This is a genomic window from Pseudoxanthomonas sp. z9 (assembly GCF_006542425.1).
Lineage (GTDB): Bacteria > Pseudomonadota > Gammaproteobacteria > Xanthomonadales > Xanthomonadaceae > Pseudoxanthomonas_A.
The window spans coordinates 169,033-193,695 of the sequence record NZ_VFID01000001.1; the positions used below are offsets into that span (position 1 = coordinate 169,033).

The window sequence follows — 24,663 nt, forward strand, 5'->3', positions numbered from 1 at the left end:
CGCGTACCGTCACTGTGACTGATCCGGAAGGCGTGGTCACCCGGTATGTTTTCGGGAATCGCTTCGAGACGACGGAAGGCCAACTCCAGCGTACGGATACGGGCTGGAACGGAAGCAACGCGATCAGCACCACGACGTATGCCTATGCCGCTCCCAATGCAGGTCCATATCCGGATCCGGTAGGCACAAGCGGTCAGAAGCGTGGTGATGGCTACCTGGCGACGAGGCACACGCCGCAGAGGAGCAAGACGATCGTCCAACAAGGCATGACCTTCAGTTGGCAGGTCGACGCCGGTTGCACCGGCCAGCCGCTCTGTTTCGATGTATTTGCGCGGCCAACCCAGGTGACGCGGGCCAGCACGCTCGGCGACAGCCGGACCGAGCGCACGGTGTACTACGACCATTCCGGTAAATGGGTATTGGGGCAACTCGCGTCGGTGACCTGCACGACACCGACGGCCTGCGGGCCATCGGGCATCGTGATGTCCGAGGCCAGCTACGACCCGGTCACGGCAGTGCCGGTGACGGTGAAGGCATTCGGCAAGCTGAAGCAGACGCTGACCTACAACACCGACGGCACCCTGGCCACGGTCAAGGATGCCAACAACAACCTCACGACGTTCGGCAGTTGGAAGCGGGGCATTCCGCAGAGCATCGGCTACGCCGACAGCACGGGCCAGTCGGCGGTGGTGGACGACCGAGGCTGGGTTGCCTCGGTCACCGATGAGGGCGGTGCCGCCACAAGCTACGAGTATGACGCGATGGGGCGGTTGACCCTCATCCAGTACCCCATCAACGACACGGTGAACTGGCTCAACACGACCTTGGTGTTCGAGCCGGTGGCGGTGCCCGAGTACGGCATTCCTGCCGGCCACTGGCGGCAGACGGTGAGCACCGGCAACGCGCGCAAGGTGAGCTACTTCGACGCGTTGTGGCGTCCGGTGCTGACCAAGGAACTGGATGCCACCAACGGCACGACCGAGACGCTGACCAAGCGGTTCCAGCGGTTTGCCTACGACCACGACGGCCGGACCACCTTCACCTCGTATCCGGGCACGACCGACACACTGGCCACCGGCATCTGGACCGAGTACGACGCGTTGGGCCGGACGACTTCGGTCAGCCAGGACAGCGAGTCGGGTCCGCTGACTACGCTGACCTCGTACGAGGCAGGGTTCAAGACGCGAGTGACCAACCCGAAGAGTCAGGTGACCACGACGTCCTATCAGGCTTACGACCAGCCCACGTATGACTATCCGACGGGCATCGACCATCCGGAAGGAGCCTCGACGGAGATTCACCGCAACGTGTTCGGCAACGTGACAGCGCTGCGTCGGCGCAATGCCACGGCCAGCGAGCAGGTGTGGCGGTACTACACCTACGACATCTCCCAGCAGTTGTGCAAAACCCTGGAGCCGGAGACGGGCGCCACGGTGTACGACTATGACCCGGCCGGCAACCTGTCCTGGAGCGCGGCCGGGGTGGCGAACCTGGGGGACACCCAGGCCTGCAACCGCACCGAGGCGTGGGCGTCGGGACGGGTGGTGAGCCGCACCTACGACGCACGCAACCGGCTCAAGACCCTGGCCTTCCCGGACAGCAAGGGCAACCAGACCTGGTATTACTGGCCGACCGGGGCGGTGCAGACCATCGTCACCGACAATGACGGCCCGGGGCAGGGCACGGTCACCAACCACTACAGCTACAACAAGCGCGGGCTGTTGACGGGCGAGTCGCTCCAGCAGGGCGTTGGGAGTGTATGGGGCATTGGCTACGGCTACAGCGTCAATGGCCACCTGGCTTCGCAGACCTACCCGAGCGGCTTGTCGGTGGCCTATGCCCCCAATGCGCTGGGCCAGGCCACCCAGGCCGGGCCGTATGCGGTGGGGGTGCAGTACTACCCCAATGGCGGCATCAAACAGTTCACCTACGGCAACGGCATCGTCCACACGATGACCCAGAACGCGCGGCAGTTGCCGGCGCGCAGCACCGACAGCGGCGGCGGCAACCCGTTGGACCTGGCTTATGCCTATGACGGCAATGCCAACGTGGCCAGCATCACCGACCATACGGCCGGGGGACGGCAGAGCCGCAGCCTGACGTACGACGGGCTGGACCGGTTGACCCAGGCTACGGGACCCAGCTTCGGCACGGCCACGTACACCTACGACACGCTGGACAACCTGAAGACGGTGGGGATGACCGGCGGCAGCCAGCCGCGGACCTACGCCTATGTGTATGACGCCCACCAGCGGCTGACCAACCTCACCAACGGCGTGGGCGGGGCCACGGTGGTGGGGTTGCAGTACGACCCGCAGGGCAACCTGGCCCAGAAGAACGCGCAGGTGTACCAGTTCGACTTCGGCAACCGGCTGCGCAATGTACCGAACAAGGAGTTCTACCGGTACGACGGCCATGGCCGGCGCGTCCTGGGAGCGAGTCTTGCCAGCGGCAACATCCTCTCCCAGTACAGCCAGAGCGGTCAGTTGCTGTACCAGTCCGACGAACGCCAGGCCAAAACCACCGCCTACGTGCAACTGGGCGGTAGCCTGGTGGCGCGGGTGGTGAACTCCACCGCCCCGGCCACGCCGACGTTGACGGTGCCGGGGTTCAACACCACCGGCAGCTACACGGTGAGCTGGAACACGGTGGCCGGGGCCAACGGCTATGCCTTGCAGGAGGCGGTGTCGGGTGGGGCGTGGACGACGGTGTACAGCGGCACGGGCACGTCGAAGGCCTTCAGCGGCAAGACTGCGGGCAACTACGGTTACCGGGTACGGGCCTGCCTCAACGCCGGGTGCAGCAACTGGAGCGGGACCAGCGAGGTGGCGGTGCAGTTCGCGCCGGGCAGCGCGCCGAGTTTGAGCGTGCCGGCCACGGCGGCCGGGGGCACCTACACGGTGGGCTGGAGCGCGGTGAGTTCGGCCACCAGCTACACGCTGGAGGAGAGCGCCAACGGCGGGGCGTGGACGCAGGCCTACACCGGCACCAACCTGGGCCAGGGTTACACCGGCAAACCCGCGGGCAGTTACGGCTACCGGGTCAAGGCATGCAACCCGGCCGGGTGCGGGGCGTACTCGGCCACCGGCACGGTGCAGGCGGTGTACCTGCCGGCGGGCGCGCCCACGGTCAGCACGCCGGCCAGCAACAATACCGGCAGCTACACGGTGAGCTGGAGCACGGTGGCTAATGTCACCAGCTACCAGGTGGAGGAGAGCGCCAATGGTGGTGGCTGGACGCTCATCCACAATGCGGCCGGCACCAGCAAGGCCATCAGTGGTAAGGGAACGAGCAGCTATGCCTATCGGGCACGGGCATGCAATGCCGCCGGTTGCGGCGGCTACTCCGCGACGGCGACCACGCAGGTGACCTTGCCGCCCACGGGCGCGCCGACGGTGACGGTGCCGGCGAGCAATACCACGGGCAGCTACACGGTGAGCTGGACGGCGGTGGCCAATGCGACCAGTTACCAGGTGGAGGAACAGGTCAACGGCGGCGGCTGGACGCTCATCCACAACGCGGCCGGCACCAGCAAGGCCATCAGCGGCAAGGCTAGTGGGACCTATGGCTACCGCGCACGCGCGTGCAATGGTGGGGGATGCGGACCGTTCTCGTCCGTGGGAAGCGTAACGGTGACGCCTCCGATACCCGCTGTACCCACCGGCCTTGCTGTGACGTACAACCCCGACACCACGCCAAGTCAGATGAATTTCACCTGGAATGCGTCCGGCGGTGCCACAAGCTATCAGTTGAGTGGTGGTGGAATCAGTTACTCGGGTGCGGCCACCAGCTACCAGACCACCATGACCAACCCATCGCAATACCAATACTCGGTCAGGGCGTGCAACGCAGGTGGTTGCTCCGCATGGTCGGTAGCGGTCAAGGCCTTTCCGATATGGTGAATGAAATGAAAAACGGAATCTTTCGCGCCCTGACGTTGGCGTTGTTTTTCCTTTGCGCGTTGCTGGTTTCAGGTGAAGGCCACGCACAGGCTACAGTGGAATACATCCACACCGATGCGCTGGGTACGCCGGTCGCGGTGACCAATGCCACCGGCGTGGTCATCGAACGAAGCGAATACGAACCCTACGGGCAACTGGTCAACCGACCGTTGACCGACGGGCCGGGCTTCACCGGGCATGTGCAGGATGCGGCCACCGGACTGACCTACATGCAGCAGCGGTATTACGACCCGCTGGTGGGTAAGTTCTTGAGTGTCGATCCAGTCACTGCGTATGAGCGGCCTGTAGAGAACTTCAATCGGTACGCCTATGCGGACAACAATCCTTACTCGTACAAGGATCCTGATGGGGAAAAGGTTGTGTACGCTGCTGGGCTCGGACACAACGAGAAAACTATGCAACAGCACATGATTTCGCTCGCGATGTCCCCTACGGCTCGTGCCGAGCTAAAGCAGCTTGAAGACTCCAAGTTCACCTACGAAATCAATATCGGAAACGATAATAGAGTATGGTACGACTATGAGAATCGCACTGTTTACCTCAATCCGACAGTAGGCTTGCGCATTATTTCAAGCGGAAAAGTTCAGTCGCCAAAAGTCAATGGCCCGCACGAAATTACCCATGCGGCCGAGCATGATCGAATTGGTACGAAGCAGTTTGAAAAGGCACTAATGCCAATCATAAATAAGGATGGTAGTAAGAGCGTGAGTCGTGAAGAACAGCGCGCTTCGAAAGTTGATCGTGAGGTGGGAAAAGATCTCAACGAGCCCGCACGCCTACATTATCAGGATGCCGAAAGGAGGGAATCGGTCCGATGCGATCCAGGTGCTTATTTTGGTTGCTAACAGGAGCGTTGCCAATAGCGATAGCCATCGGCAGCATTTTTTCAGTAAGTTGCTCGAGCAGGACTGAACAAGAATTGGCTGATGTTCCGCTTGAAAGCATGTTGAGCTCTGATGCGTGTCAGAAGCCTGCGAATTCTGGAGAGTTCATCACCATCTCAGCACTAATTTCCGATCCTGGAAAGTACGATGGGAGATACATTACCTTAGAGGGGTTCTATTACTCTGGATTTGAGCTAAGCGCTATTTCCGCTCGTCGTCAGGGTTCCAAAGAGTTGGTTGTAGATGATGCTGTATGGGTGACCGGGATTTCGCCTTTCGCCGAGATTGCCGAGCAGCGAGTTCGAATTTCCGGAATCGCTGATGCGAAGCAGAAAGGCCACCTTGGTCTATGGCCAGCATCCATTTGCGCGTCTGAGATTAAACTCTTGCCGGATCCCGGATAGCTAACATGGCCTAGGTAAGCACAGATCCCGCTCCGTACGGCAATATCGTGACGCAAAGTATCGGGCAGTTCCTGTCGGTGGGCCCGGTGACGGCGTATTCAATGCCCGGTGCTAACTTCAACCGGTATTGGTATGCCAACAATAACCCCTATAGGTTTACGGATGCTGACGGCAGATGGGCATGGCCAACACCAGCCAATTTTAACGTGGATACGTCGAAACGCGTTCCGAATGAAGTCTCTAACGCGTGGAAGATCGCCGAAAGGGCCGCAGCCCCGAAGACTGTCTATGCAACCGTTACTGGTGGCGAGGCTGCTGGCGGTGGTCTAGTTGGGGGGGCGCTCAAGGACTCTCTGGAACTGCCGCTGCCGGCGTCAAGGGTGTTAGTGGAATTCTAAATGGCCCACAGGCCCTAATTACGACACCTGCTGGTGAGTCAAGCTACAGGCAACTATGAAGGGCGTCGAGGGGAAAACCTTAAATGCAACGGTGGTTGGTGCGCAGGCTGGTCCCTTAGGGTACGAAGTTGGGATTTCATCACTAACTAACGCGGCGGCTATCGATAATATTGAGAAGAAAACAACTATCACCTTTCCTGGGGTCTCCATCTCTTGGAGCGAGAACAAGAGGGGGAAAGTTGGATAATTGGCATGTCGATCGCTAAGCCATCCGCTGTGTTGAGCTTCTTTCGAACTGAAGAAAAGACGGCGGAGCCATGAAGAGATAATGGTCTTTATGCAAGGAACTGAAACTTATGGAATTGAAACGATACTCCTTTTTGTTTCGGTTGCTTTAATAATCGGATCTTTTGGTATTCGAGTTTATATATTTACAAGGCTAAGAGATGATCATTCCATTCGGGATCTCCTAGCAGATGCCTCTATGGCGGGCTCTGATTTCCTTGCTATTCGATTCGTTCGCCGATGGGGCGCGCTTACGAATGATGCGAGAACGCCAGTTCTCTTGTGCGTACTCTTTCAGGTTATTGGAATTTTTCTGCTTTTCTTTGTCGCGGCACACATTGTTTTTCTTGGGTGAAAATGCGGAATTGGCAGGCTGCCAATTCTGGAAAATAATGGCGAGAAATGCGAAGTTTCCTTGGCTTTGAAATTTCGTAATGTTGGGCGATGGCGGCGGATTATTTTATGCTGAATAAGTAGGTAGTGAACTATCCAGAAAACGCGGGCGCTAGCAGCCCGCGTTTTTGTTACGCGTCGTTGGCCGGTTCGACGTTGGGCTTGCCGGAGTACCAGCGGAGCTGGTCGAGGATGTGGCTGGCGTCGTGGGCGAGGCCGGCGAAGCAGTCGCTCAGGGGTTGCAGCGGGATGGGCAGGCTGTGGTGCTCGTCCTGGCGGAAGCGAGGACTGATGAGCAGGGACAGCAGTTTGAGGTGATCACGCAGCTGGATGAGATTCAGCTGGGTTTGTTCTTCCAACAGATAGACCATTCGAACATTGGTCATGGGGACCTCCATTTCTTCGTTGAAGAATCCCGGCGCGCGCGAGTGCGGCCGGGTGCCGGGAGGTCAGAAACCGTACGTAGTCGGTTGGGTTATTCCCCTTGCGGGTCTCGTATTCGCCCAACTCCCGGCATTGAACCTAGGAATGCCGTCTTTCACCCATTGCTGGTAATGAAGCCACCAGGATGATGGAGGTGGTACCGCTACGTAAGGAGTTCTGACTTCCTGATGCAGGAGTCTGCCGATGTGGTTGGGCGGTGTCGACTAACTTTGAGCGTTTTGGCTTCAGTGTTTCTGGGCTCACTTTTTTGTGCGCGTGACGGCGGGCGTCTGTTGTGTTTGGCGGAGTGGCGAGTGGTGGTGGTCGGCGTCAGGAGCAAATCCCCCTCAGTCCCCCTTTTTCAAAGGGGGAGGCAGAGGTAGTCGTTTTTGCTGGGATGTTGGTTATCTTGAAGAACGCGTGGACTGCGTGCGTCACGGTAGCCTTCCCTGCGACGATGGTGTCACTGGGCGAAGCTCTGGTCGACTTCCGACTTCCGACTTCCGACTTCCGACTTCCGACTTCCGACTCCCGAATCCCGAATCCCGAATCCCGAATCCCGAATCCCGAATCCCGAATCCCGAATCCCGAATCCCGAATCCCGAATCCCGAATCCCGAATCCCGAATCCCGAATCCCGAATCCCGAATCCCGAATCCCGAATCCCGAATCCCGAATCCCGAATCCCGAATCCCGAATCCCGAATCCCGAATCCCGAATCCCGAATCCCGAATCCCGAATCCCGAATCCCGAATCCCGAATCCCGAATCCCGAATCCCGAATCCCGAATCCCGAATCCCGAATCCCGAATCCCGAATCCCGAATCCCGAATCCCGAATCCCGAATCCCGAATCCCGAATCCCGAATCCCGAATCCCGAATCCCGAATCCCGAATCCCGAATCCCGAATCCCGAATCCCGAATCCCGAATCCCGAATCCCGAATCCCGAATCCCGAATCCCGAATCCCGAATCCCGAATCCCGAATCCCGAATCCCGAATCCCGAATCCCGAATCCCGATTCCCGATTCCCGATTCCCGATTCCCGAATCCCGCCCCTCACCCCATCATCTTGAACAGCGACAGCTGCTGCATCTGCATGAACACGCTCTGCGCAGCCTGGAGGGCGGTGTTTTCCAGGTTGTAGCGGCCGATGGCCTCGGCCCAGTCGAGGTCGCGCAGGCTGGAGAGGGTGCCCTTGAGGGTGACGGCGTTGGCGTCGCGCAGTTCGGCGGCGCTGTCGATGGCCATCAGTTGGGCGCCGCCGCTGGCGCGGGCGTCGATCATGTGGCCCTGGGCGCTGGCGACGTCGCGCATGGCGGCCTGCAACTGGTTCTGCATGGCGGCGCGCTGGGCGTCGGTGGTGGGGTTGGTTTCCAGTGCGCCGATCAGATTCTGGATGGTGGCGAACACGTCACGGGTGGCCGAAGGACCGATGTCGAATGCGTCGCCGGTGTTGGGCTGGCCGTCGATCTTCACCTGCACGCCGGCGAAGGCGATGCTCTGGCCCTTGGTGTAGGCGCCGGTGGAAATCGGGGTGGGGCCTGCACCGTAGACCTCGTAGGTGGTCGGGCTGGTGAAGCGGATGCTGTACTGGCCGCCGTCGTAGGCGCTGGAATCGGTGACGCTGAGATCCATCAGCAGGCCGGTGCCGGTGTTGGTGCCGGCGGTGGCGCCGTCGATGCGGCCGGTGCCGGTGCGCAGGCGCAGGAAGATTTCGCTGCCGGGCAGGGTGTCGGAGACGAAGGTGTCCGGCGCGACCTCGACCTGGCGCTGGGTCTGGTCGCCGCTGTAGATGACGCCGCCGGCCGCCAGCGCGAACGGGGCGCTGCCGTCGGCGGTGCCACCGAACAGGTAGCGGCCGGTGCCGTCGGTGCTGTTGGCCAGATCCAGCAGGCCGTCATGGATGGATTTGAGTTCGGCGCTGATCGCCTTGCGGCTGTCGTCGCCGAGCGCGGCATTGTTGGCCTGCACGGTCAGTTCGTGCACGCGCGCCATCGCGTCGCCGACCAGCTTGAGCGCGTTTTCCTGCAGGCCCAGGCGGTTCTGCAGGGTGCTGGCGTTGGCGGCGAAGCGTTCCAGTTCGGCCAGGGTGCGATCCAGGCCAACGGCATTGCCGGCGGCGACCGGATCGTCCTTGGCGCTGATCAGCTTCTGCCCGGAGGCGAGCTGTTGCTGGGTGTGGGCCAGCTTGGCCTGTTTGGCCAGCATCGTGGTGATCGACTGCTGGTACATCAGGCCGGTGGAGATGCGGTTGTTCATCGGCGGGTCGCGCTCAGCAGGGACTGGAACAGGGTGTCGGCGGTGGAAATGATCTGCGCCGCGGCCTGGTAGGCCTGCTGCAGGCGCATCAGATCCGCCGCTTCCTCATCCAGGTTGACGCCGGAAATGGCATCGCGCGCGGCCTGCGCCTGATCCTGCAGCACCTGCTGCGCCTCGGCCGAGTAGTCGGCCTGGCGCGCGGCCGAGCCAACCGTGGTGGTCAGGCCGGAGATGGCGCCGTTGAGGGTGAGCGTGCCGCCGTTGAGCTTGCGCGCGTCGTCCAGGTTGGACAGCAGCTTGGCGTTGCCGTTGTCGCTGGAGTTGGCGCCGGTGGGGCCGAGGTTGAAGGCGTCGCCGGCGGCGGGCGCGCCGTCGAGGGTGACGCTCCAGCCATTGTGGGTGATGGCCTGGCCGGGCGTGTAGGTGAACGGGCCAGCGCCGTCGATGGTGTACTGGTTGGCGTCGATGAATTCGATCACCGACGGTGCCAGCAGGTTCGGATCCGCCGGGTTGGTGATGGTGACCGCGCCCAGCTTGCCGGTGCCGGTGTTGGCCAGATCGGCCTTGGCCTTGACCGGGCTGGCGGCGGCGATCCGGCTGGGATCGCTGATGGCGAGCTTGATCGTGCCGGCCGCACCCGCGGTGGGTTGCAGCAGGAAGCGATCGTTGGTGGCAGGCGTGCCGCTGGACAGGACCAGTTCCACGCCGTTGACCTCCAGCGGATCGGCGGCGGTGCCGGTCCCGGTCACCGGGATGGCGGTGCCGGTGTCGGGATCGGTGGCGACCCAGTTGCCGCCGTCGAAGCGCAGCATCACGTTCTTGCCGTTGAGCGCGCCCAGATCATCCAGCGACGGTTGCAGCACGGCGTTGCCGGTGTTGCCCGAGTGCGACGAGATCTGCGGCTGCGGCGCGGTGAAGAAATCCCCGCCCATCTGGCCGTATTGATCCATGCCGGCGCGATGGCCTTCGTTGAAGGTCTCGGCCAGCGACATGGCGATGCGGCCGAGTTCGGCGATGGCCGGATCCAGCACGGTGGTGCGGAATTCCATCAGGCCGCCGATCTGGCCGCCGAGCGCGCGCTTGTCCAGGGTGACCCGCTGGCCGTTGGTTTCCAGCGCCACCTGCAGGCGCTCGGGCCGGTAGGGATCGGCCACGGTCACCAGCGAACTGGCGGTGGCGCCGACCACCATCGGTTGGCCGCCGGCGGTGAACACGTTGATCTGGCCGCCGTCCTGCTGCACGGCGGTGCCGCCGGTGTAGCCGATCAGCTGGCTGATCAGTTGATCGCGGCGATCCAGCAGATCGCCCGAGGCATTGGCGCCGTTGCCGATGCGACCGTTGAGCTGGGCGATTTCCTTGGCCAGCCGGTTCACTTCACCCACGGCGGAGGTGAGGCCGCTGTTGACCTCGCCATCCACCTTGTCCAGTTGCTGATCGATCTGGTTGAAGCGGGTGACCAGCGCGTTGGCCTGGGACAGCACGCTCTGCCGATCGGCCGCGCCGGCGGCGCTGGAGGACAGCGCGCTGATCGAATCGAAGAAGCCCGACCACGGCGCGGCGATGCCGGTGGCCTTCTCCGAGAACAGGCTGTCCAGGCGGTTGGACAGCACCGACATCTGCTGCAGGCGGTTCAGTTCGCCGGTGCTGTCGAGCAGGCGCGCGGTGGCCAGCGAATCGGCCATGCGATGGACGTCGACGATCTGCACGCCGCCGCCCTGGTAGCCGTAGCCGTGGAAGGTGCCGTTGCGCGCGGCGAACTCGGTGCGCTGGCGCGAGTAACCCGGCGTGTTGAGGTTGGCGACGTTGTGGCTGACCGTGGACAGCGCCCGCTGGAAGGCGAGCAGGGCGCTGGAACCGGTGGCGAGGAGGTTGGACATGGACTACTCCGTTCAGCGGCCCAGGAAGCGGCTGGCGAGCGCGTTGCCCACCGTGGCGCCAATCGCACCGCCGACGGTGTTGCCGACCGCCGAGATGACCTTGCCGAGGGTGGGACCGGTGGCGATGCTGGCAATCTTCTTCGCGTAGGACGGATCGGTGGCGTAGCCGGCCTGTTGCAGGCCGCGGGCGAAGCCGTGGATGTCCTTGCCGGCGGCCAGCGCCTTCTGGTAGCGCGGGTTGTTCTTCAGCAGGCGCACGTAGTCGGCGAAGCTTTCCGCCGGGGAGCTGTAGGCGCGGAAGTCGGCGGTCTCGTTCTGGCGCACGCCGTTGCGGTATTCGTGTGTGCCGGTGCGGGCGCGTTCGCCCTTCCAGCCGGCGGCCTTGATGCCGAACAGGTTGTGCGCGCTGCCGCCGTCGTTGCGCTGGATGACGCGCTTGCCCCAGCCGGTTTCCAGCGCGGCCTGGGCGACCAGGGCGCGCGGATCCACGCCCAGTTCCCTGGCGGCGCGCTGGGCGTGGTCCCAGATCTCGGCGACGAAGCGTTCGGGCGTATTGCGGGCGTACTGCTGGGGATTGGCGCTGGCGACCTGTTCCACCTGGTCGCACGCGGCCTGGGCGTCCGGCGCGGTCAGCGCGGCCCAGTCGATGCGTGGCAGGCCCATCGCGGCGCCGGGATCGGCGGCTTCGGCGGACGACGCGCCAGACAGACCGGGCGCGCGCCCGGCGATCACGTCCAGCATCTGCTCGGCGCCGGACGGCATCATCTTGCGGTACTGCGACAGCGCGGTGTTGACCGGCACCGGCGCGGTATTCGTGTCGGTGGCGCCGAGCTGGCGCGCGATCATCGGTGCCAGGCCCATGCCCTTGCCCTGGGTCATCGCCTTGGCCAGCTGCTGATCGTACATCTCGCGGAACATCTGGTTTTCGCCGGGGAACAGCGAGTCCCCGAAGCTGGCCTCGCGCATGCACTTGATCAGCATCTGCGCGAACTGGCCCTCGAACTTCTGCGCCACCTCGTGGATGCGCGCGTTGTCCGCCGCCGGGTTGGCGGTCGGGTTCAGCGGCAGGGTGGGCTGCAGGATGTTCATCAGATGATTTCCAGCTCCGCGCGCAGCGCGCCGGCCTGCTTGAGCGCTTCCAGGATGGCGATCAGATCGCCCGGCGCAGCGCCGACCTCGTTGACCGCGCGGACGATCTCGTCCAGCGAGGTGCCGCCCTCGAACTTGAACATGCGGTTGCCCTCGGCGGTGATCTGCACGTCGGACTGCGGGGTGACCACGGTCTGGCCGCCGCGATTGAAACTGTTGGGCTGGCTGACGTTGGCCGATTCGGTGATGGTGACGGTCAGCGAGCCGTGGGTGACCGCGGCCGGCATCACCTGCACCTGCGCGCCGATCACGACGGTGCCGGTGCGGGCGTTGACGATGACCTTGGCCGGCGCGCTGCCGGGGGTCAGTTCCAGGTTCTCGACCTGGGCCAGGAAGTTCACCCGGCTGCCGGCGTCGGTCGGCGCGCGCACCGCCACGGTGACCGCGTCGACCGCGTAGGCGGCGCCGGTGCCGAAGCGCTGGTCCAGCGCGGCGACCATGCGCGAGACGGTGGTGAAGTCGGCCTGGTGCAGGTTGAGGGTGACGCTGCCGCTGCCGTCGTTCATCGCGTTGGGCACCGCGCGTTCGACGATGGCGCCGTTGGGAATGCGGCCGACGCTGGGCACGTTGACCGAGACCTTGGAGCCGTCGCGGCCCTGCGCGCCGAAGCCGCCGACCACCAGGTTGCCCTGGGCGATGGCGTAGACCTCGCCGTCGGCGCCGCGCAACGGCGCCATCAGCAGGCTGCCGCCGCGCAGCGAGGTGGCGTTGCCGATGGACGAGACGGTGATGTCGATGGGCTGGCCGGGCTTGGCGAAGGCGGGCAGGTCGGCGTGGATGGCGACCGCGGCGACGTTCTTGAGCTGCGGATTGACGTTGGGCGGCACATTGACGCCCAGTTCGCCCAGCAGGTTCTTCAGGCTCTGCACGGTGAAGGGCGCCTGGCTGGTGCGATCGCCGCTGCCGTCCAGGCCCACCACCAGGCCGTAGCCGACCAGCGGATTGCTGCGCACGCCGCCGACCTGGGCCAGGTCCTTGATCCGTTCGGCGCGTGCCGACGGCGCCAGGCAGGCCAGCACCATCAGCCACCACAGCAGGGCGCCGATCGTGGTCCACGGATCGACGCGGCGACGGTTGGGATCGCGCGGGTTGCGATGGAAGGGCAGGCGGATGGCCATCATGCGGCGCTCCCGGGTGACTCGTCAGTTCAGAGGGTTAATTGGGATAAATCGGCGAATTGAAGAAGCGCCCCAGCCAGCCCATCGAGTTGGACTGGGCGATTGCGCCGCGGCCGCCGTAAGCGATGCGCGCTTCGCCGACCTTGCTGGACGGAATGCTGTTGTCCGGCGAAATGTCGGCCGGGCGCACGATGCCCTGGATCTGGACCAGTTCGTCACCCTGGTTCAGGCGCATGTTCTTCTGGCCCTGCACCACCAGGTTGCCGTTGGGCAGGCGCTGGACGACGGTGACGGTCACGCTGCCCTGCAGGCGGTTGCTCTGCGCGCTCTTGCCGTTGCCGTTGAAACCGCGATCGCCCTTGACCGAGGCGCTCAGCAGATCGCGGCCGTTGTAGGTCAGTGGCGCGCCGGCGAGGTTCGGCGCCGCCATCGTGACCTCGCTGGTCTTGTCGACCTGGGTGGTCGCGCTGGTCTGCGCGTTGGTGTTCTCGACCAGGTTGATGGTCAGCAGGTCGCCGACGTCGCGGGCGCGGCGGTCGGAGTACAGGTTCAGGCCCGGGCCGGCGCGGTAGATCGCGCCGGAGGTGGGCTCGGCCTGCGCCGCCATCACCACCTGCACCGGCTGCATCGGCGCGAACGGGCGCACGTCGCCGAACGAGCGCGAACAGCCGGCCAGCGCGAGGACGCAGCAGGCGAGGGTGGCGTTGCGGGACAGGCGGGTCATGGCGGGCCTCAGACGTTGTTGTTCAGATAGCCGAGCATGGAGTCGGTGGTGGAAATGGCCTTGGCATTCATTTCGTAGGCGCGCTGGGTTTCGATCATGCTGACCAGCTCTTCCACCACGTTGACGTTGGACCCTTCCAGCGACCCCTGCACCAGGTTGCCCAGGCCATTGAGGCCGGGCGTGCCGTTCTGGGCGGGGCCGGAGGCGGTGGTTTCCACGTACAGGTTCTCGCCCTTGGCCTGCAGGCCGGACGGATTGACGAAGTCGGTGAGGGTGAGCGATCCGATTTCCACCGCCTGCGCCTCGCCGGCCATGGTCACGCTGACCGTGCCGTCGTTGCCGATGGTCATCGACTGCGCGCCTTCCGGCACCTGGATGCCAGGCTGCACGGCATAGCCGCTGTTGGTGACCAGTTCGCCTTGGGCGTTGATCTGGAACGAGCCGTCGCGGGTGTAGGCCGGCGTGCCGTCGGGCAGCATCACCTCGAAGAAACCGCGGCCGTTGACCATCACATCCAGCGAGCGGCCGGTCTGCTGGGGATTGCCCTGCTGGAAATCCTTGGAGGTGGCGACCACGCGCACGCCGGTGCCCAGCTGCACGCCGGACGGCAACTGGGTCTGCTGCGAGGTCGAACCGCCGGGCTGGCGCAACTGCTGGTACAGCAGATCCTCGAAGCTGGCGCGATCGCGCTTGAAACCGGTGGTGTTGGTGTTGGCCAGGTTGTTGGAGACCACGGACATGCGCGTCTGCTGCGCATCGAGCCCGGTCTTGGCGACCCAGAGTGCCTGGTTCATGGCGTGGTCCTTGTTTGGGAATTGGAAATGGGGAATCGGGAATCGATACTGCCGCCGGCTCCCTCCTCACGGAAAAGAACAGGCAAGTGCCGTGCCAATGACACGGTCGAAATCCCGACGCGAATGGAAATTGGGACGTAGGCCACAAACGTGTGCCTACGATTCCCGATTCCCCATTCCCGATTCACGGCCTTCAACCCCCCAGCCGCAGCAACTGATTCGACGATTGCGCCATGTCGTCGCCGGTGCGGATGACCTTGACCTGCATTTCGAACTGGCGCTGGAGCTGGATCATCTGGACCAGGGCGCCGGCGGCGTCGACGTTGCTGCCTTCGAGCACGCCGGTGGTCAGGCTGTTGCCCTGGGCCATCGGCGGGGGCGGCTGGGCAGGGTCGGCCGGACGCATCAGGCCGTCGGCGCCACGCGCCAGCTGCGAGGCCGGCACGTCGACGATGCGCATGCGGGCGACCATCGCCATGGTCTGCGGGCCTTCGCCCTGCGGCACGATGGAGATGGTGCCGTCGGCGCCGAGGTCGAAGGACTGCGCGGGCGGAATGGCGATCGGATTGCCGTTCTCATCGAGCACGGCGCGGCCGCCGTTGGTGACCAACTGGCCGTTGGGGGTGACGCTGAGTTCGCCGTTGCGGGTATAGGCCGTGCCGCCATCCGGCGCCTGCACCGCCAGCCAGCGGCCCGGTTGCAGCGAAACGTCCAGCGAACGGCCGGTGACCATCTGGGTACCGGTACGCGAATCGAAACCCGGATCCGTCAACACCGCGTCCACGCGCGAGGGAAATCCCTGGCCGGGAATCTTGAACGCCTCGGTCGCGGCCAGTGCGGCCTTGAAGCCCTTGGTGTCCACATTGGCGAGGTTGTGCGACACCGCGCCCTGGGCCTGCAGCGAGGCGCGGGCGCCGGTCATGGCGACGTAGAGGGCTTTGTCCATGGGCTTTGCCGGGAATGGGGAATCGGGAATTGAGAATCGGAAAAGCGGAGAAGCGGAGAATCGGAGAAGCGGAGAATCGGAGAAGCGCTTTTGGCTTTGCCTCCCCCTTCGGAGAAGGGGGATTGAGGGGGATTTGCTGTTTGCGCGAAGAGTAAATCCCCCGTCGCCTTCGGCGCCCGCCCCCTTTTTCGCTTTCAATAGCCGAATGGCTGGTCAAGGGGGCTATCTCATCAACGGATGTTGATGACGGTCTGCGTGATCTGATCCTGGGTGGACAGCATCTGCGAGTTGGCCTGGAAGTTGCGCTGGGCGACGATCATGTTGACCAGCTGTTCGGTCAGATCGACGGTCGAGGCTTCCAGCGCGCCGGAGGCGACCTGGCCGAAGTCGGACGTGCCCGGTGCGCCGGTGCGCGGTTCGCCCGAGGCGTAGCTGTGGGTCCAGGTGTTGTTGCCCTGCGAGACCAGGCCCTGCGGGTTGGTGAAGTTGGTCAGCGCGACCTGGCCGATGGCGCGGTCCACGCCGTTGGAATAGCGCGCGAACACCACGCCTTCCGGCGACACGGTGAACTCGTTGAGCTTGCCGCTGGCGTAGCCGTCCTGGCGCTGGTCCTTCTTGGCGAAGGCTTCGCCGTACTGGTTGGTGCCGGTGATGTCCAGGGTCATGTTGAGCACGCCGGCGCCTGTGGTCGGGGTGAACGGCGCCAGGGTGATGCGGCCGTTGGCCGGCAGGGTCAGCGCGCCGTTGTTGTCGAACTGCACGGTGGTGGCCGGACCCATCGAGGTGCCGTCGACGTAGACGTGGGCTTGCCATTCGTTCGGATTGGCAGTCTTCACGTAGTAGACCGACTGCTGGTGGGCCACGCCGAGCGAGTCGTACACGGTGACCGAGGTGGTCTCGTTGTAGCTGTTGCCGTCATTGGGATTGAACGGGGTGATGGTCGGCTGCGCGGCGTTGCCGGGCAGGGTGACGCCCAGGTTGACGAGAGTGGTCGGCGCCGGCGGGCTGTCGCTGGTCAGCAGTTGCAGATCGACCAGGCGGCCGGTATCGAAACCGCTGCCGTCGGCACGCGGCGGGAACACCTGCAGGCGGAAGCCGTCCGGGGTGGTGACGAAACCGTTGGGATCACGCTGGAAGTTGCCGGCGCGCGTGTAAACGTTGGTGCCGTTGTTGCTGACCGTGAAGAAGCCTTCGCGATCCACCGCCAGGTCCAGGTAGCGGCCGGTCTGGTTGATGTCGCCCTGCGAGAACTGCTGGGCCACGTTGGTCACCCGCACGCCGGCGCCGATGCCGTTGCGCAGCAGGCCGTAACCGGTGGTGGAGAATACTTCGGCGAACTCGGCGCGCGATTCCTTGAATCCGGTGGTGCCGACGTTGGCGATGTTGTGCGAGGTGACGTTGAGGTCGGCGTTGGCCGCCTTCATGCCAGAGAGCGAACTGTTGAAAGCCATGGAAAACTCCTTAGCGGATGCCGGGTCGGAATGGCCCGTGGATGTCAGGGATCAGGAAGCCGACTTGCCGATGCGCAGCACGTAGTCGAGCGGAGCGGTGCCCAGGCCGGGCAGGTTGAGATACAGGCCGTCGGAACCGATGGTCACGCTTTCCACGGTGGAATCGACGTAGGTGTTGAGCTTGGTGGCCTTGCCGGTGTCGTCGGTGTGGGTGGCCTTGATCGCATACACGCCTTCCGGCGCGCGTTCGCCGTTGGCTTTCACGCCGTCCCAGGCGAACGCGGTCTCGCCCTTGGCGGCGTCGATCTCGATGGTGTCGACCACCACGCCGCTGGCGTCGGTGATTTCGACCTTGAGCGTGCCGGTGGCCGGTGACATCACCAGGCCGGTGGCGCTGCCCTGCGCGCCGAGTGCGATCTTCTCCGACGGCACCAGCACGTCATGGCCGACCAGCGAAGCGCCCTTGAGCACCTGATCGCCGGTCAGCGCGGTGGTGAAGCCGTTGACGGTGGTGTTGAGCTCGCTGATGCCCTGCACGGTGGAGAACTGCGCGAGCTGGCCGATGAACTCGCTGTTGGACAGCGGCTTGAGCGGATCCTGGTGCTTGAGCTGCTCGGTCATCAGGCGCATGAATTCGGCCTGGCCCAGGCTTTCCTTCTTCTTGTTCGACCCGGTGCCGGTGGTGCTGTTGTTGATCGCGGCGAAGGGATCGCCATTGACGGCGGTGGTCATGCGGTTGCTCCGGTGGGCGGGTCGCGTCAGCGACCCATGGTCAGCGTGGCCAGCGCCAGTTCCTTGGCGGTGTTGAGGACTTCGACGCCGGCCTGGTAGCCACGCGAAGCGGAAATGAGGTTGACCATCTGCGCGACCGGATCCACGTCCGGCGCATAGACGTAGCCTTCGGCGTCGGCCATCGGGTGGCCGGGCTCGTAGCGCTTGATCGGCGGGGCTTCGCTCTGGGTGATCTCCTTGACCTGCACCGAGGTCAGCGAGCCGTCAGCGTTGAGCGGACGCGCCTGGAAGATGGGCTCGATCGGCTTGTACACCGCCTCGGGCGATGAGGCGATGGAGTCGGCGTTGGAGAGGTTGCTGGCGATGGTGTTCAGGCGCACCGACTGCGCCTGCAGGGCTGAACCGGCGACGTCGAAGATCGGCAGGTTGCTCATGGCTTATTGCCCCGTGATGGCGGTGAGCATGGTGCGCACCTTGGATTCGATGAAGCTCAGCGAGGCGCGGTACTCCAGCGCGGCGCGGCCGTAGGCGGCGCGCTCGGTGTCGGCATCGACGGTGTTGCCGTCCAGGCTGGGCTGCACGCCCTGGCGCTCGTAGATCTGCGGGCCGAATTCCAGTCCGTTGAGGTGACGCGCGTCGCTGGTCTGCAGCGGCGCGGCCTGGCGGGCGGCGGCGTTCTCCAGCACGGCCTGGAAGTTGAGATCCCTGGCCTTGTAATTGGGGGTGTCCGCATTGCTGAGGTTGCTGGCGATCAGCTGCATGCGCTGCTCGCGCAGCGGCAGGGCGGCGGCGTGGACGCCCAGGTAGTCGCGGATGGGATTGGACATTGGCGGGCCCCGTTGGGAACGTTGCCCGGGTGGGTGCAAGGCTTGTGCCAGTCCGGGGGAGATGCTTCCCCCACTAAGTGCCGGTGCCATTCCTTCTCATGGGGAACGATGGGCACCTTGTGGCTTTGCCTCCCCCTTTAAAAAAGGGGGACCGAGGGGGATTTGCTCTTCGCCGGTGCTCCTGGCACCGCGCAAATCCCCCATCGTCCGCTGACGCGGCCGCCCGCCCCCTTTTCCAAAGGGGGCTATCCCGAATCCCCAATCCCGGCGGCCAACCGGCCGCCGTCACGCCGCCCGCTTCGTCGCCACCACCTGCTTCAGCCGGTTCAGCACGTAGTCCGCCAGTTCGTGCGGGCTGTACTTGGCGACGAAGGCGTTGGCGCCGACCCGCTCGACCATGGCGTTGTTGAACACGCCCGAGAGCGAGGTGTGAAGCAGGACGTACAGGCCGGCCAGGCCGGGGTGGCGACGGATTTCCGTCGTCAGGGTGTAGCCGTCCATGGCCGGCATCTCGATGTCGGAGATGACCATGGCGTAGCGCTCGGCCGGATCCTCGCCGGCGGCCTGGATCTGCAGGAGGTGATCCAGGGCCTGCTTGCCGTCCGAGAGCAGGGTGGCGCTGACTCCCAACTGGTCCAGCACGCTGCGGATCTGCGAGCGCGCCACCCGCGAATCGTCCACCACCAGCACCTGCAGCGGCGGGGCGTCGGCGGGCAGCGCCATTTCCGGCGCCAGCGGGGCGTCCATGCGCGCCTGCGAGATGTCGGCGAGCACGCTTTCCACGTCGATGACCTGGATCAACTCGCCCTGGAAGCGGGTGACCGCGGTCAGGTAGCTGGCTTCCGCGCCGAGTTCCGGCGGCGGATGGATGTCCTCGACGGCGATGTTGACGATGCGTTCGACGTCGCTGACCAGGAAGCCCTGCACCGAGCGGTTGAATTCGGTGACCACCAGGTAGTTGGGCGCGCGCGCCGGATCCGGATCGCGCTCCGGATGGCCGATGCTCAGGCCCAGGTCCAGCACCGGTATCGAACGTCCGCGTACATCGGCCGCGCCGGCGAATTCGGCGGGCAGGCCGGGCAGCTGGAACAGTGGCGGGCGGCGCAGGACCTCCTGCACCTTGAAGACGTTGACGCCAAAAAGCTGACGCCCGCCCAGGCGGAACAGCAACAGGGCGAGCCGGTTGTGGCCGGCCAGGCGGGTGCGCTGGTCGATGCGGTTGAGCAGATCCTGGGTCATGCAGGCATATCGGCCGGGTTGCGGGCGGCTTGAGTGGTGCGCGGCGTACGGCGGCGGGGAAGGCTCGATCCTCGCGGGACGGCGGTCACGCCGTCCATTTCACCAACGCGCACCGCGGCAGGCGCGAGGACCGCTGGTTTCGGCACATCGCTTGCATTCCTTGTCACCGATGAACCGATGGAGCCCGCCCATGCGACGACTCGTGCTGCTGCCCGCGCTGCTGGCGGCGTTCGCCGTGCCCGCCGCGGACTTCCAGCCGGTGGACAGCATCCGCCAGGCCGCGGTTGGCGCGATGGCGTCGGCCGGCGAGGCGGAAGCGACGCTGGACCCGAACCTGCGCCTGCCGCGTTGCGCCGCGCCGCTTGAAGCCCGGGTGCAGAACAGTGGTTCGGTCGAGGTCGGCTGCCCGCATGGCTGGCGCCTGTTCGTGCCGGTGCGGGTGCGCCGCAGCCAGACCGTGCTGGTGCTCAATCGCGGCATCGCGCCGGGGCAGGTGGTGACCGCCGATGCGTTCGTCGCCGAAACCCGTGACGGTGGCCGCATCGGCGCCGGCGCATTGACCGATCCGGCGCAGGCCGTGGGCCAGGTGGCGCGGCGGATGTTGACCGCCGGCTCGGTGCTGGGGGCCAACGACCTGGTCGCGCCCCGCCTGATCCGGCGCGGCGACAACGTGGCGCTGGTGTCGCGTCGCGGCGGGGTCGAGGTGCGGGTGGCCGGCAAGGCGCTGGCCGACGCCGGCGAGAACGAGCGGGTGACGGTGGAAAACCTGTCCTCGCGCCGGGTGGTGCAGGGCGTGGTCGGCCCGGGCGGTGACGTCTGGGTAAGCCGCTGAGAAAAAAATGGAATCGGTCCTAAAGTCCCCGGACGGGCGGCCGATACCGAGCTGGCAGGGAAGTGCGCTTCGGCTGCGCTCCCGATAAAAAAATGTGGATTCCGTCACTAAAGCTTTGCCTTTGACGGCCGATATGCTGTTTGAACCCGCAACAGGTAGACCGACATGAGCCAGAAAATCGAAGGCAACGCGCCTTCTGCCATCCGCACCACCGGTCCGATCGGTGGCAAGGTGGCGGCGTCCGGCGCCGAACGTTCCCGGCCGGTGGAAGCCAGCGCGGGCGGCGACAGCCTGCGCCTGACCGGCGAGGCCACTGGTTTGCAGGCGCTGCAGCGCGAGCTGTCCTCGGCCTCCGCGGTGGATACCGCGCGGGTCCAGCAGGTCCGCGACGCGCTCCAGGCCGGTACGTACCGGATCAATGCCGAGGCGATCGCCGACGGCATGCTGAGCCTGGAACGCCAGCTCGGCCAATGAGCGCCGAACTGGAGACCCAGTTCGAACGCCTGGCCTCGGCACTGGCCGAGGAGCGCCGCGCGATCCTGGAACACGATGTCGAAGCGCTGGTCTGTTCGACCCGGGAGAAGCTGGCCGCGCTGCGCGAACTGGAAAGCCGCATGCCCGCGTCCGCGTCCACGCCGTTCGAACAGCGGCTGCGCGAACTGTCGGAAGCCAACCAGTCCAATGGCGCGCTGCTGGCGCGACGTCGCCGCGAGGTGAACTGGGCACTGCGTCACCTTGGGCGCAGCGAAAGCAGCGGCGCCTACGATGCCAACGGACAGACCGAAGTCCTGCGCGGCAGCCGCCCCATCGCGGTGGCCTGAGGCGCGCGGCGCACGCGCTTGCCGCCGCCGCGACGCTTGCCGATACTGGCGGCCCCCGTTTGCCGCCATTCCCTTTCGAGGGGCCATCCGTCGTGAGTGTTTCCTCCGCTTCCCGTCTTCCCGCGGACATCCCGTCCTTCGTCGACATCCAGGCGCTCACCGAGCTGATGGACGATGGCGTGCTGTTGTGCCGCGGCGATGATCGCGCCTTGCATGCCAATGCCTCCGCGCTGGCACTGCTGCCCGAGGGCGAGGAGCCGGAATCGCTGCAGGCCGTACTGGAGCTGGTGCCGGCCGAGGCGCGCCGTGCCGCCCGCGCGACGGGGCACTGGAACGGCGAACTGGCGCTGGAGGATGGCCGCATCCTGCAACTGCGCATCTACCATCACCACGCGCCGGGTGACGACGGCTACGCGCTGATCCTGTTCCACGACATCAGCGAAGGCCACGCGCGCCAGCAGGAACTGCAGCGCCGGCACGCCCAGTTGCGGCAGACCCTGATCCGCCTGGCCGGTACCCAGGAACAACTGGTGCAATCGGAAAAGATGGCCTCCATCGGCCAGCTGGCCGCCGGCGTGGCGCATGAGATCAACAATCCGATCGGCTACGTCCATTCCAACCTGGGATCGCTGCAGGAATACCTGCACAGCCTGTTCGCCCTGATCGAAATCTACGAGCGCGCCCTGCGCGCGCCGGATCCGAAGGCGTTGCTGCCGGAAATCGACGACATGCGCTCGCGATTCGACATCGATTTCATCACCAGCGACCTGCCGCAGCTGATGTCGGAGTCGCGCGAGGGCATCGAGCGGGTGACCCAGATCGTGCGCAGCCTCAAGGACTTCTCCTACTCCGGGCGCGACGACTCGTGGAAGCTGGCGGATCTGCACCATGGCCTGGACTCGACCATCAACATCATCTGGAACGAGCTCAAGTACAAGGTCAGCCTGGACAAGCACTACGGCAAGCTGCCGCTGGTGCAGTGCCTGCCGTCCGAGCTCAACCAGGTGTTCATGAACATCCTGCTCAACGCCGGCCACGCCATCGAGGAAAAGGGCCGCATCACCATCACCACCGGACTGGCCGGCGAGGAAGTCTGGATCGAAATCGCCGATACCGGCAGTGGCATGCCCGAGAGCATCCTGCAGAACATCTTCGATCCGTTCTTCACCACCAAGCCGGTCGGCAGCGGCACCGGCCTGGGCCTGTCGATTTCCTACGGCATCGTGAAGAAGCACAACGGCCGCATCGAGGTGGACAGCAAGCCCGGTGAAGGTTCGCGCTTCCGCATCACCCTGCCGGTGCGGCAGCCGGTGAAGGATGCGGGCTGAGGTTCGCGTGGGGTGTCGCGAATGGCAAAGGCAGCCGGGCAAGCTCGGCTCCACGCATCGGTAGAGCGGAGCTTGCTCCGCCGCTACTTGAACCACTGCAATCAACCCACCACGCGGTGGTGCGGCTGGTTCTCGTAGGCGGTGAAGGCCTGGCGGATGTGCTCGCGCAGGTCGTCGTCGTTCCAGGGCTTGGTCAGGAAGCGGTAGATTTCGCCGCGGTTGATCGCTTCGGTGACGGTGGCCAGGTCGGTGTAGCCGGACAGCACCAGGCGCACGGTGTCCGGGTACAGCACGCGCACGCGGCCAAGGAACTCGGTGCCGCTCATGTCGGACATGCGCTGATCGGACAGGATGACCTGCACGTCGTTGGTGGCCAGCAGCTCGAAGGCGTCGTTGACGCTGGAGGCGGCCAGGATGCGGTAGCCGTCGCGGCGGAACAGCCGCACCAGCGAACGCAGGATGTTCTCCTCGTCGTCGAGCAGCAGCAGGGTGCGATCCGGCTTGGTGGCGGCGAAGGCGTCGGCGCGCAGGTAGCGCCGGCGCAGTACCGCGCCGGCATCGTCTGCCGACATCGGTTCGCCGAACAGGTGGCCCTGGAACATGTCGCAATGGTTGCGGCGCAGGAAGCCCAGCTGGATGTCGGTTTCCACGCCATGCGCGATTACCTTCATGCCCAGCTGGTGGCCCATCGCGATGATCGCGCAGGTGATGGCGACCTCGCGGTTGCTGGCCGGCACGCCCTTCACGAAGCTGCGGTCGATCTTGATCTTGTCGACCGCGAAGCGCACCAGCGAGTCCAGGTTGGAGTCGCCCATGCCGAAGTCGTCCAGGGTCAGGCGCACGCCTTCGCGGTGCAGGCTGGCCAGGGTGCGGTGGACCAGCAGGGTGTCCTTGGCCAGCGCGTTCTGGCGCACTTCCAGCACCACCATCTGCGGCGGGATGCCGGCGGCCTGCATCGCCTCCAGCACCTCCATCACGAAGTTGGGGCGCAGCAACTGCAGGGTGGAGACGTTGACCGCGATCTCGAAGTCGTCGAAGCCCCAGTCGCGCCAGACCCGCGCCTGCCGGAACGCCTCGCGCAGCACCCAGTCGCCAATCTGCACGATCACCCCGAGCTTCTCGGCCACGTGCATGAAGCGCTCGGGGATCAGCACGCCCAGCGCCGGTGAATGCCAGCGCAGCAGCGCTTCCATGCCGACCACACGGCCGTCATGGGCGTTGATCTGCGGCTGATAGTGCAGGCGGAACTCGTTGTTGTCGATCGCGTTGACGATCTGGCGCGCGATGATGCTGTCGCTGCGGATGCTGATGGCCGCGTCGCGGGCATAGCGGCGGACCAGGTTCAGGCCCTCGTGCTTGGCCTGGCCGACCGCGGTCTCCGCGCATTGCAGCAGCCCGGTGACGGTGGTGGCGTCTTCCGGGCACAGCGCCATGCCGACGGTGGCGGTGAGGAACAACGTATAGGGCAGCACCGCCATCGGCAGTTCGACCTGATCGCGCACGAATGCGCCGAACGCATCCGGCGACGGCACCTGGGGCAACCGCGGCATGGCGACGATGAACTCGTCGCTGCCCTGGCGCCAGACCCGCGCCTCCGGGCCCAACTGGGTGGACAGGTGCTGGCCGAGCAGCAGCAGCGCCTGGTCGCCGACGTCGGCGCCCATGTTCTCGTTGATGGAGCGGAAGTGATCGATGTCGACGTGCAGCAGCATCAGCGGCGTGCCGCCCTGCATGGCGGACTCGACCATGGCCTGCAGATCCGGATCCAGCGCGCCGAGGCGGGCGATGGAGGGCGGCGCGACGGGGTAGGCGGACAT

At 65.0% G+C, this 24,663-nt stretch carries 19 protein-coding genes and 1 pseudogene; 6 read left to right on the forward strand and 14 right to left on the reverse strand.

Translation table 11 applies throughout. The features are described from left to right. Window positions 1-266 precede the first annotated feature (266 nt). Both FG323_RS00765 and FG323_RS00770 read left to right on the forward strand, forming a co-directional pair. A complete protein-coding gene (locus FG323_RS00765) occupies window positions 267-3,902 on the forward strand; it encodes a wall-associated protein (protein ID WP_181444040.1) in 3,636 nt (1,211 codons plus the stop codon). Beyond that, window positions 3,866-4,807, forward strand: a complete 942-nt coding sequence (locus FG323_RS00770) for an RHS repeat-associated core domain-containing protein (protein ID WP_255469964.1) — start codon at window positions 3,866-3,868, stop codon at window positions 4,805-4,807. The genes FG323_RS00765 and FG323_RS00770 overlap by 37 nt, the downstream gene beginning before the upstream one ends. Window positions 4,808-6,457: 1,650 nt before the next feature. On the opposite strand, the gene FG323_RS00780 is transcribed toward FG323_RS00770, so the two are convergent. From FG323_RS00780 to FG323_RS00845, 13 genes and pseudogenes are all read right to left on the reverse strand, one after another. Continuing rightward, window positions 6,458-6,712 (reverse strand): hypothetical protein, encoded by a 255-nt coding sequence (locus FG323_RS00780; protein WP_141452522.1) that lies wholly within the window; start codon window positions 6,710-6,712, stop codon window positions 6,458-6,460. Between the two features lie 1,093 nt (window positions 6,713-7,805). After that, window positions 7,806-9,008, reverse strand: a complete 1,203-nt coding sequence (gene flgL, locus FG323_RS00790) for a flagellar hook-associated protein FlgL (RefSeq protein WP_141452523.1) — start codon at window positions 9,006-9,008, stop codon at window positions 7,806-7,808. Beyond that, the gene (gene flgK, locus FG323_RS00795; protein ID WP_141452524.1) at window positions 9,005-10,885 is read right to left on the reverse strand and encodes a flagellar hook-associated protein FlgK; all 1,881 of its coding nucleotides are present in this window, start codon (window positions 10,883-10,885) and stop codon (window positions 9,005-9,007) included. The genes flgL and flgK overlap by 4 nt, the downstream gene beginning before the upstream one ends. A gap of 29 nt (window positions 10,886-10,914) precedes the next feature. Beyond that, window positions 10,915-11,974, reverse strand: a pseudogene (gene flgJ, locus FG323_RS00800) (flagellar assembly peptidoglycan hydrolase FlgJ); the annotation flags it as partial. Beyond that, window positions 11,974-13,056, reverse strand: a complete 1,083-nt coding sequence (locus FG323_RS00805) for a flagellar basal body P-ring protein FlgI (protein ID WP_141452564.1) — start codon at window positions 13,054-13,056, stop codon at window positions 11,974-11,976. The pseudogene flgJ and the gene FG323_RS00805, both read right to left, overlap by 1 nt. Before the next feature lie 133 nt (window positions 13,057-13,189). Further along, window positions 13,190-13,876, reverse strand: a complete 687-nt coding sequence (gene flgH, locus FG323_RS00810; RefSeq protein ID WP_141452526.1) for a flagellar basal body L-ring protein FlgH — start codon at window positions 13,874-13,876, stop codon at window positions 13,190-13,192. An 8-nt stretch (window positions 13,877-13,884) separates the two neighbouring features. Continuing rightward, complete coding sequence (gene flgG, locus FG323_RS00815; protein ID WP_141452527.1) at window positions 13,885-14,670, reverse strand: flagellar basal-body rod protein FlgG; 786 nt, start codon at window positions 14,668-14,670, stop codon at window positions 13,885-13,887. 193 nt (window positions 14,671-14,863) lie between these two features. Beyond that, window positions 14,864-15,616: a flagellar basal body rod protein FlgF gene (locus tag FG323_RS00820; RefSeq protein ID WP_141452528.1), complete on the reverse strand. Its 753-nt coding sequence runs from the start codon at window positions 15,614-15,616 to the stop codon at window positions 14,864-14,866. 230 nt (window positions 15,617-15,846) lie between these two features. Next, a complete protein-coding gene (gene flgE / locus FG323_RS00825; protein ID WP_141452529.1) occupies window positions 15,847-17,067 on the reverse strand; it encodes a flagellar hook protein FlgE in 1,221 nt (406 codons plus the stop codon). A 51-nt stretch (window positions 17,068-17,118) separates the two neighbouring features. After that, on the reverse strand, window positions 17,119-17,799 hold the full coding sequence (locus FG323_RS00830; RefSeq protein WP_141452530.1) for a flagellar hook capping FlgD N-terminal domain-containing protein: 681 nt from the start codon (window positions 17,797-17,799) through the stop codon (window positions 17,119-17,121). Between the two features lie 26 nt (window positions 17,800-17,825). Next, window positions 17,826-18,233, reverse strand: coding sequence for a flagellar basal body rod protein FlgC (flgC, locus tag FG323_RS00835; RefSeq protein ID WP_141452531.1), 408 nt, complete (start codon window positions 18,231-18,233; stop codon window positions 17,826-17,828). Between the two features lie 3 nt (window positions 18,234-18,236). After that, window positions 18,237-18,626 (reverse strand): flagellar basal body rod protein FlgB, encoded by a 390-nt coding sequence (gene flgB, locus FG323_RS00840; protein WP_141452532.1) that lies wholly within the window; start codon window positions 18,624-18,626, stop codon window positions 18,237-18,239. 285 nt (window positions 18,627-18,911) lie between these two features. After that, window positions 18,912-19,865 (reverse strand): chemotaxis protein, encoded by a 954-nt coding sequence (locus FG323_RS00845; RefSeq protein WP_141452533.1) that lies wholly within the window; start codon window positions 19,863-19,865, stop codon window positions 18,912-18,914. 190 nt (window positions 19,866-20,055) lie between these two features. Here FG323_RS00845 and flgA point away from each other — a divergent pair, with 190 nt between their 5' ends. The 4 genes from flgA to FG323_RS00865 all read left to right on the forward strand — a co-directional run bounded on the left by flgA (window position 20,056) and on the right by FG323_RS00865 (window position 22,846). Further along, a complete protein-coding gene (gene flgA, locus FG323_RS00850) occupies window positions 20,056-20,697 on the forward strand; it encodes a flagellar basal body P-ring formation chaperone FlgA (protein ID WP_141452534.1) in 642 nt (213 codons plus the stop codon). A 165-nt stretch (window positions 20,698-20,862) separates the two neighbouring features. Further along, on the forward strand, window positions 20,863-21,171 hold the full coding sequence (gene flgM, locus FG323_RS00855; protein ID WP_141452535.1) for a flagellar biosynthesis anti-sigma factor FlgM: 309 nt from the start codon (window positions 20,863-20,865) through the stop codon (window positions 21,169-21,171). Beyond that, window positions 21,168-21,518: a flagellar protein FlgN gene (locus FG323_RS00860; protein WP_141452536.1), complete on the forward strand. Its 351-nt coding sequence runs from the start codon at window positions 21,168-21,170 to the stop codon at window positions 21,516-21,518. Before flgM ends, FG323_RS00860 begins: the two co-directional genes overlap by 4 nt. 167 nt (window positions 21,519-21,685) lie before the next feature. Next, the gene (locus FG323_RS00865; RefSeq protein ID WP_141452565.1) at window positions 21,686-22,846 is read left to right on the forward strand and encodes an ATP-binding protein; all 1,161 of its coding nucleotides are present in this window, start codon (window positions 21,686-21,688) and stop codon (window positions 22,844-22,846) included. A 101-nt stretch (window positions 22,847-22,947) separates the two neighbouring features. Here FG323_RS00865 and FG323_RS00870 read toward each other — a convergent pair whose 3' ends face one another. Beyond that, window positions 22,948-24,663: an EAL domain-containing protein gene (locus tag FG323_RS00870; RefSeq protein WP_141452537.1), complete on the reverse strand. Its 1,716-nt coding sequence runs from the start codon at window positions 24,661-24,663 to the stop codon at window positions 22,948-22,950.

Excerpts from the sequence above, each read along its gene's own strand:
- FG323_RS00765 (WP_181444040.1), top strand. The coding sequence starts at position 267 with ATGACCTTCAGTTGGCAGGTCGACGCCGGTTGCACCGGCCAGCCGCTC.
- FG323_RS00770 (WP_255469964.1), top strand. The coding sequence starts at position 3,866 with ATGGTCGGTAGCGGTCAAGGCCTTTCCGATATGGTGAATGAAATGAAA.
- FG323_RS00780 (WP_141452522.1), bottom strand. The coding sequence starts at position 6,712 with ATGACCAATGTTCGAATGGTCTATCTGTTGGAAGAACAAACCCAGCTG.
- flgL (WP_141452523.1), bottom strand. The coding sequence starts at position 9,008 with ATGAACAACCGCATCTCCACCGGCCTGATGTACCAGCAGTCGATCACC.
- flgK (WP_141452524.1), bottom strand. The coding sequence starts at position 10,885 with ATGTCCAACCTCCTCGCCACCGGTTCCAGCGCCCTGCTCGCCTTCCAG.
- FG323_RS00805 (WP_141452564.1), bottom strand. The coding sequence starts at position 13,056 with ATGGTGCTGGCCTGCCTGGCGCCGTCGGCACGCGCCGAACGGATCAAG.
- flgH (WP_141452526.1), bottom strand. The coding sequence starts at position 13,876 with ATGACCCGCCTGTCCCGCAACGCCACCCTCGCCTGCTGCGTCCTCGCG.
- flgG (WP_141452527.1), bottom strand. The coding sequence starts at position 14,670 with ATGAACCAGGCACTCTGGGTCGCCAAGACCGGGCTCGATGCGCAGCAG.
- FG323_RS00820 (WP_141452528.1), bottom strand. The coding sequence starts at position 15,616 with ATGGACAAAGCCCTCTACGTCGCCATGACCGGCGCCCGCGCCTCGCTG.
- flgE (WP_141452529.1), bottom strand. The coding sequence starts at position 17,067 with ATGGCTTTCAACAGTTCGCTCTCTGGCATGAAGGCGGCCAACGCCGAC.
- FG323_RS00830 (WP_141452530.1), bottom strand. The coding sequence starts at position 17,799 with ATGACCACCGCCGTCAATGGCGATCCCTTCGCCGCGATCAACAACAGC.
- flgC (WP_141452531.1), bottom strand. The coding sequence starts at position 18,233 with ATGAGCAACCTGCCGATCTTCGACGTCGCCGGTTCAGCCCTGCAGGCG.
- flgB (WP_141452532.1), bottom strand. The coding sequence starts at position 18,626 with ATGTCCAATCCCATCCGCGACTACCTGGGCGTCCACGCCGCCGCCCTG.
- FG323_RS00845 (WP_141452533.1), bottom strand. The coding sequence starts at position 19,865 with ATGACCCAGGATCTGCTCAACCGCATCGACCAGCGCACCCGCCTGGCC.
- flgA (WP_141452534.1), top strand. The coding sequence starts at position 20,056 with ATGCGACGACTCGTGCTGCTGCCCGCGCTGCTGGCGGCGTTCGCCGTG.
- flgM (WP_141452535.1), top strand. The coding sequence starts at position 20,863 with ATGAGCCAGAAAATCGAAGGCAACGCGCCTTCTGCCATCCGCACCACC.
- FG323_RS00860 (WP_141452536.1), top strand. The coding sequence starts at position 21,168 with ATGAGCGCCGAACTGGAGACCCAGTTCGAACGCCTGGCCTCGGCACTG.
- FG323_RS00865 (WP_141452565.1), top strand. The coding sequence starts at position 21,686 with ATGGACGATGGCGTGCTGTTGTGCCGCGGCGATGATCGCGCCTTGCAT.
- FG323_RS00870 (WP_141452537.1), bottom strand. The coding sequence starts at position 24,663 with ATGTCCGCCTACCCCGTCGCGCCGCCCTCCATCGCCCGCCTCGGCGCG.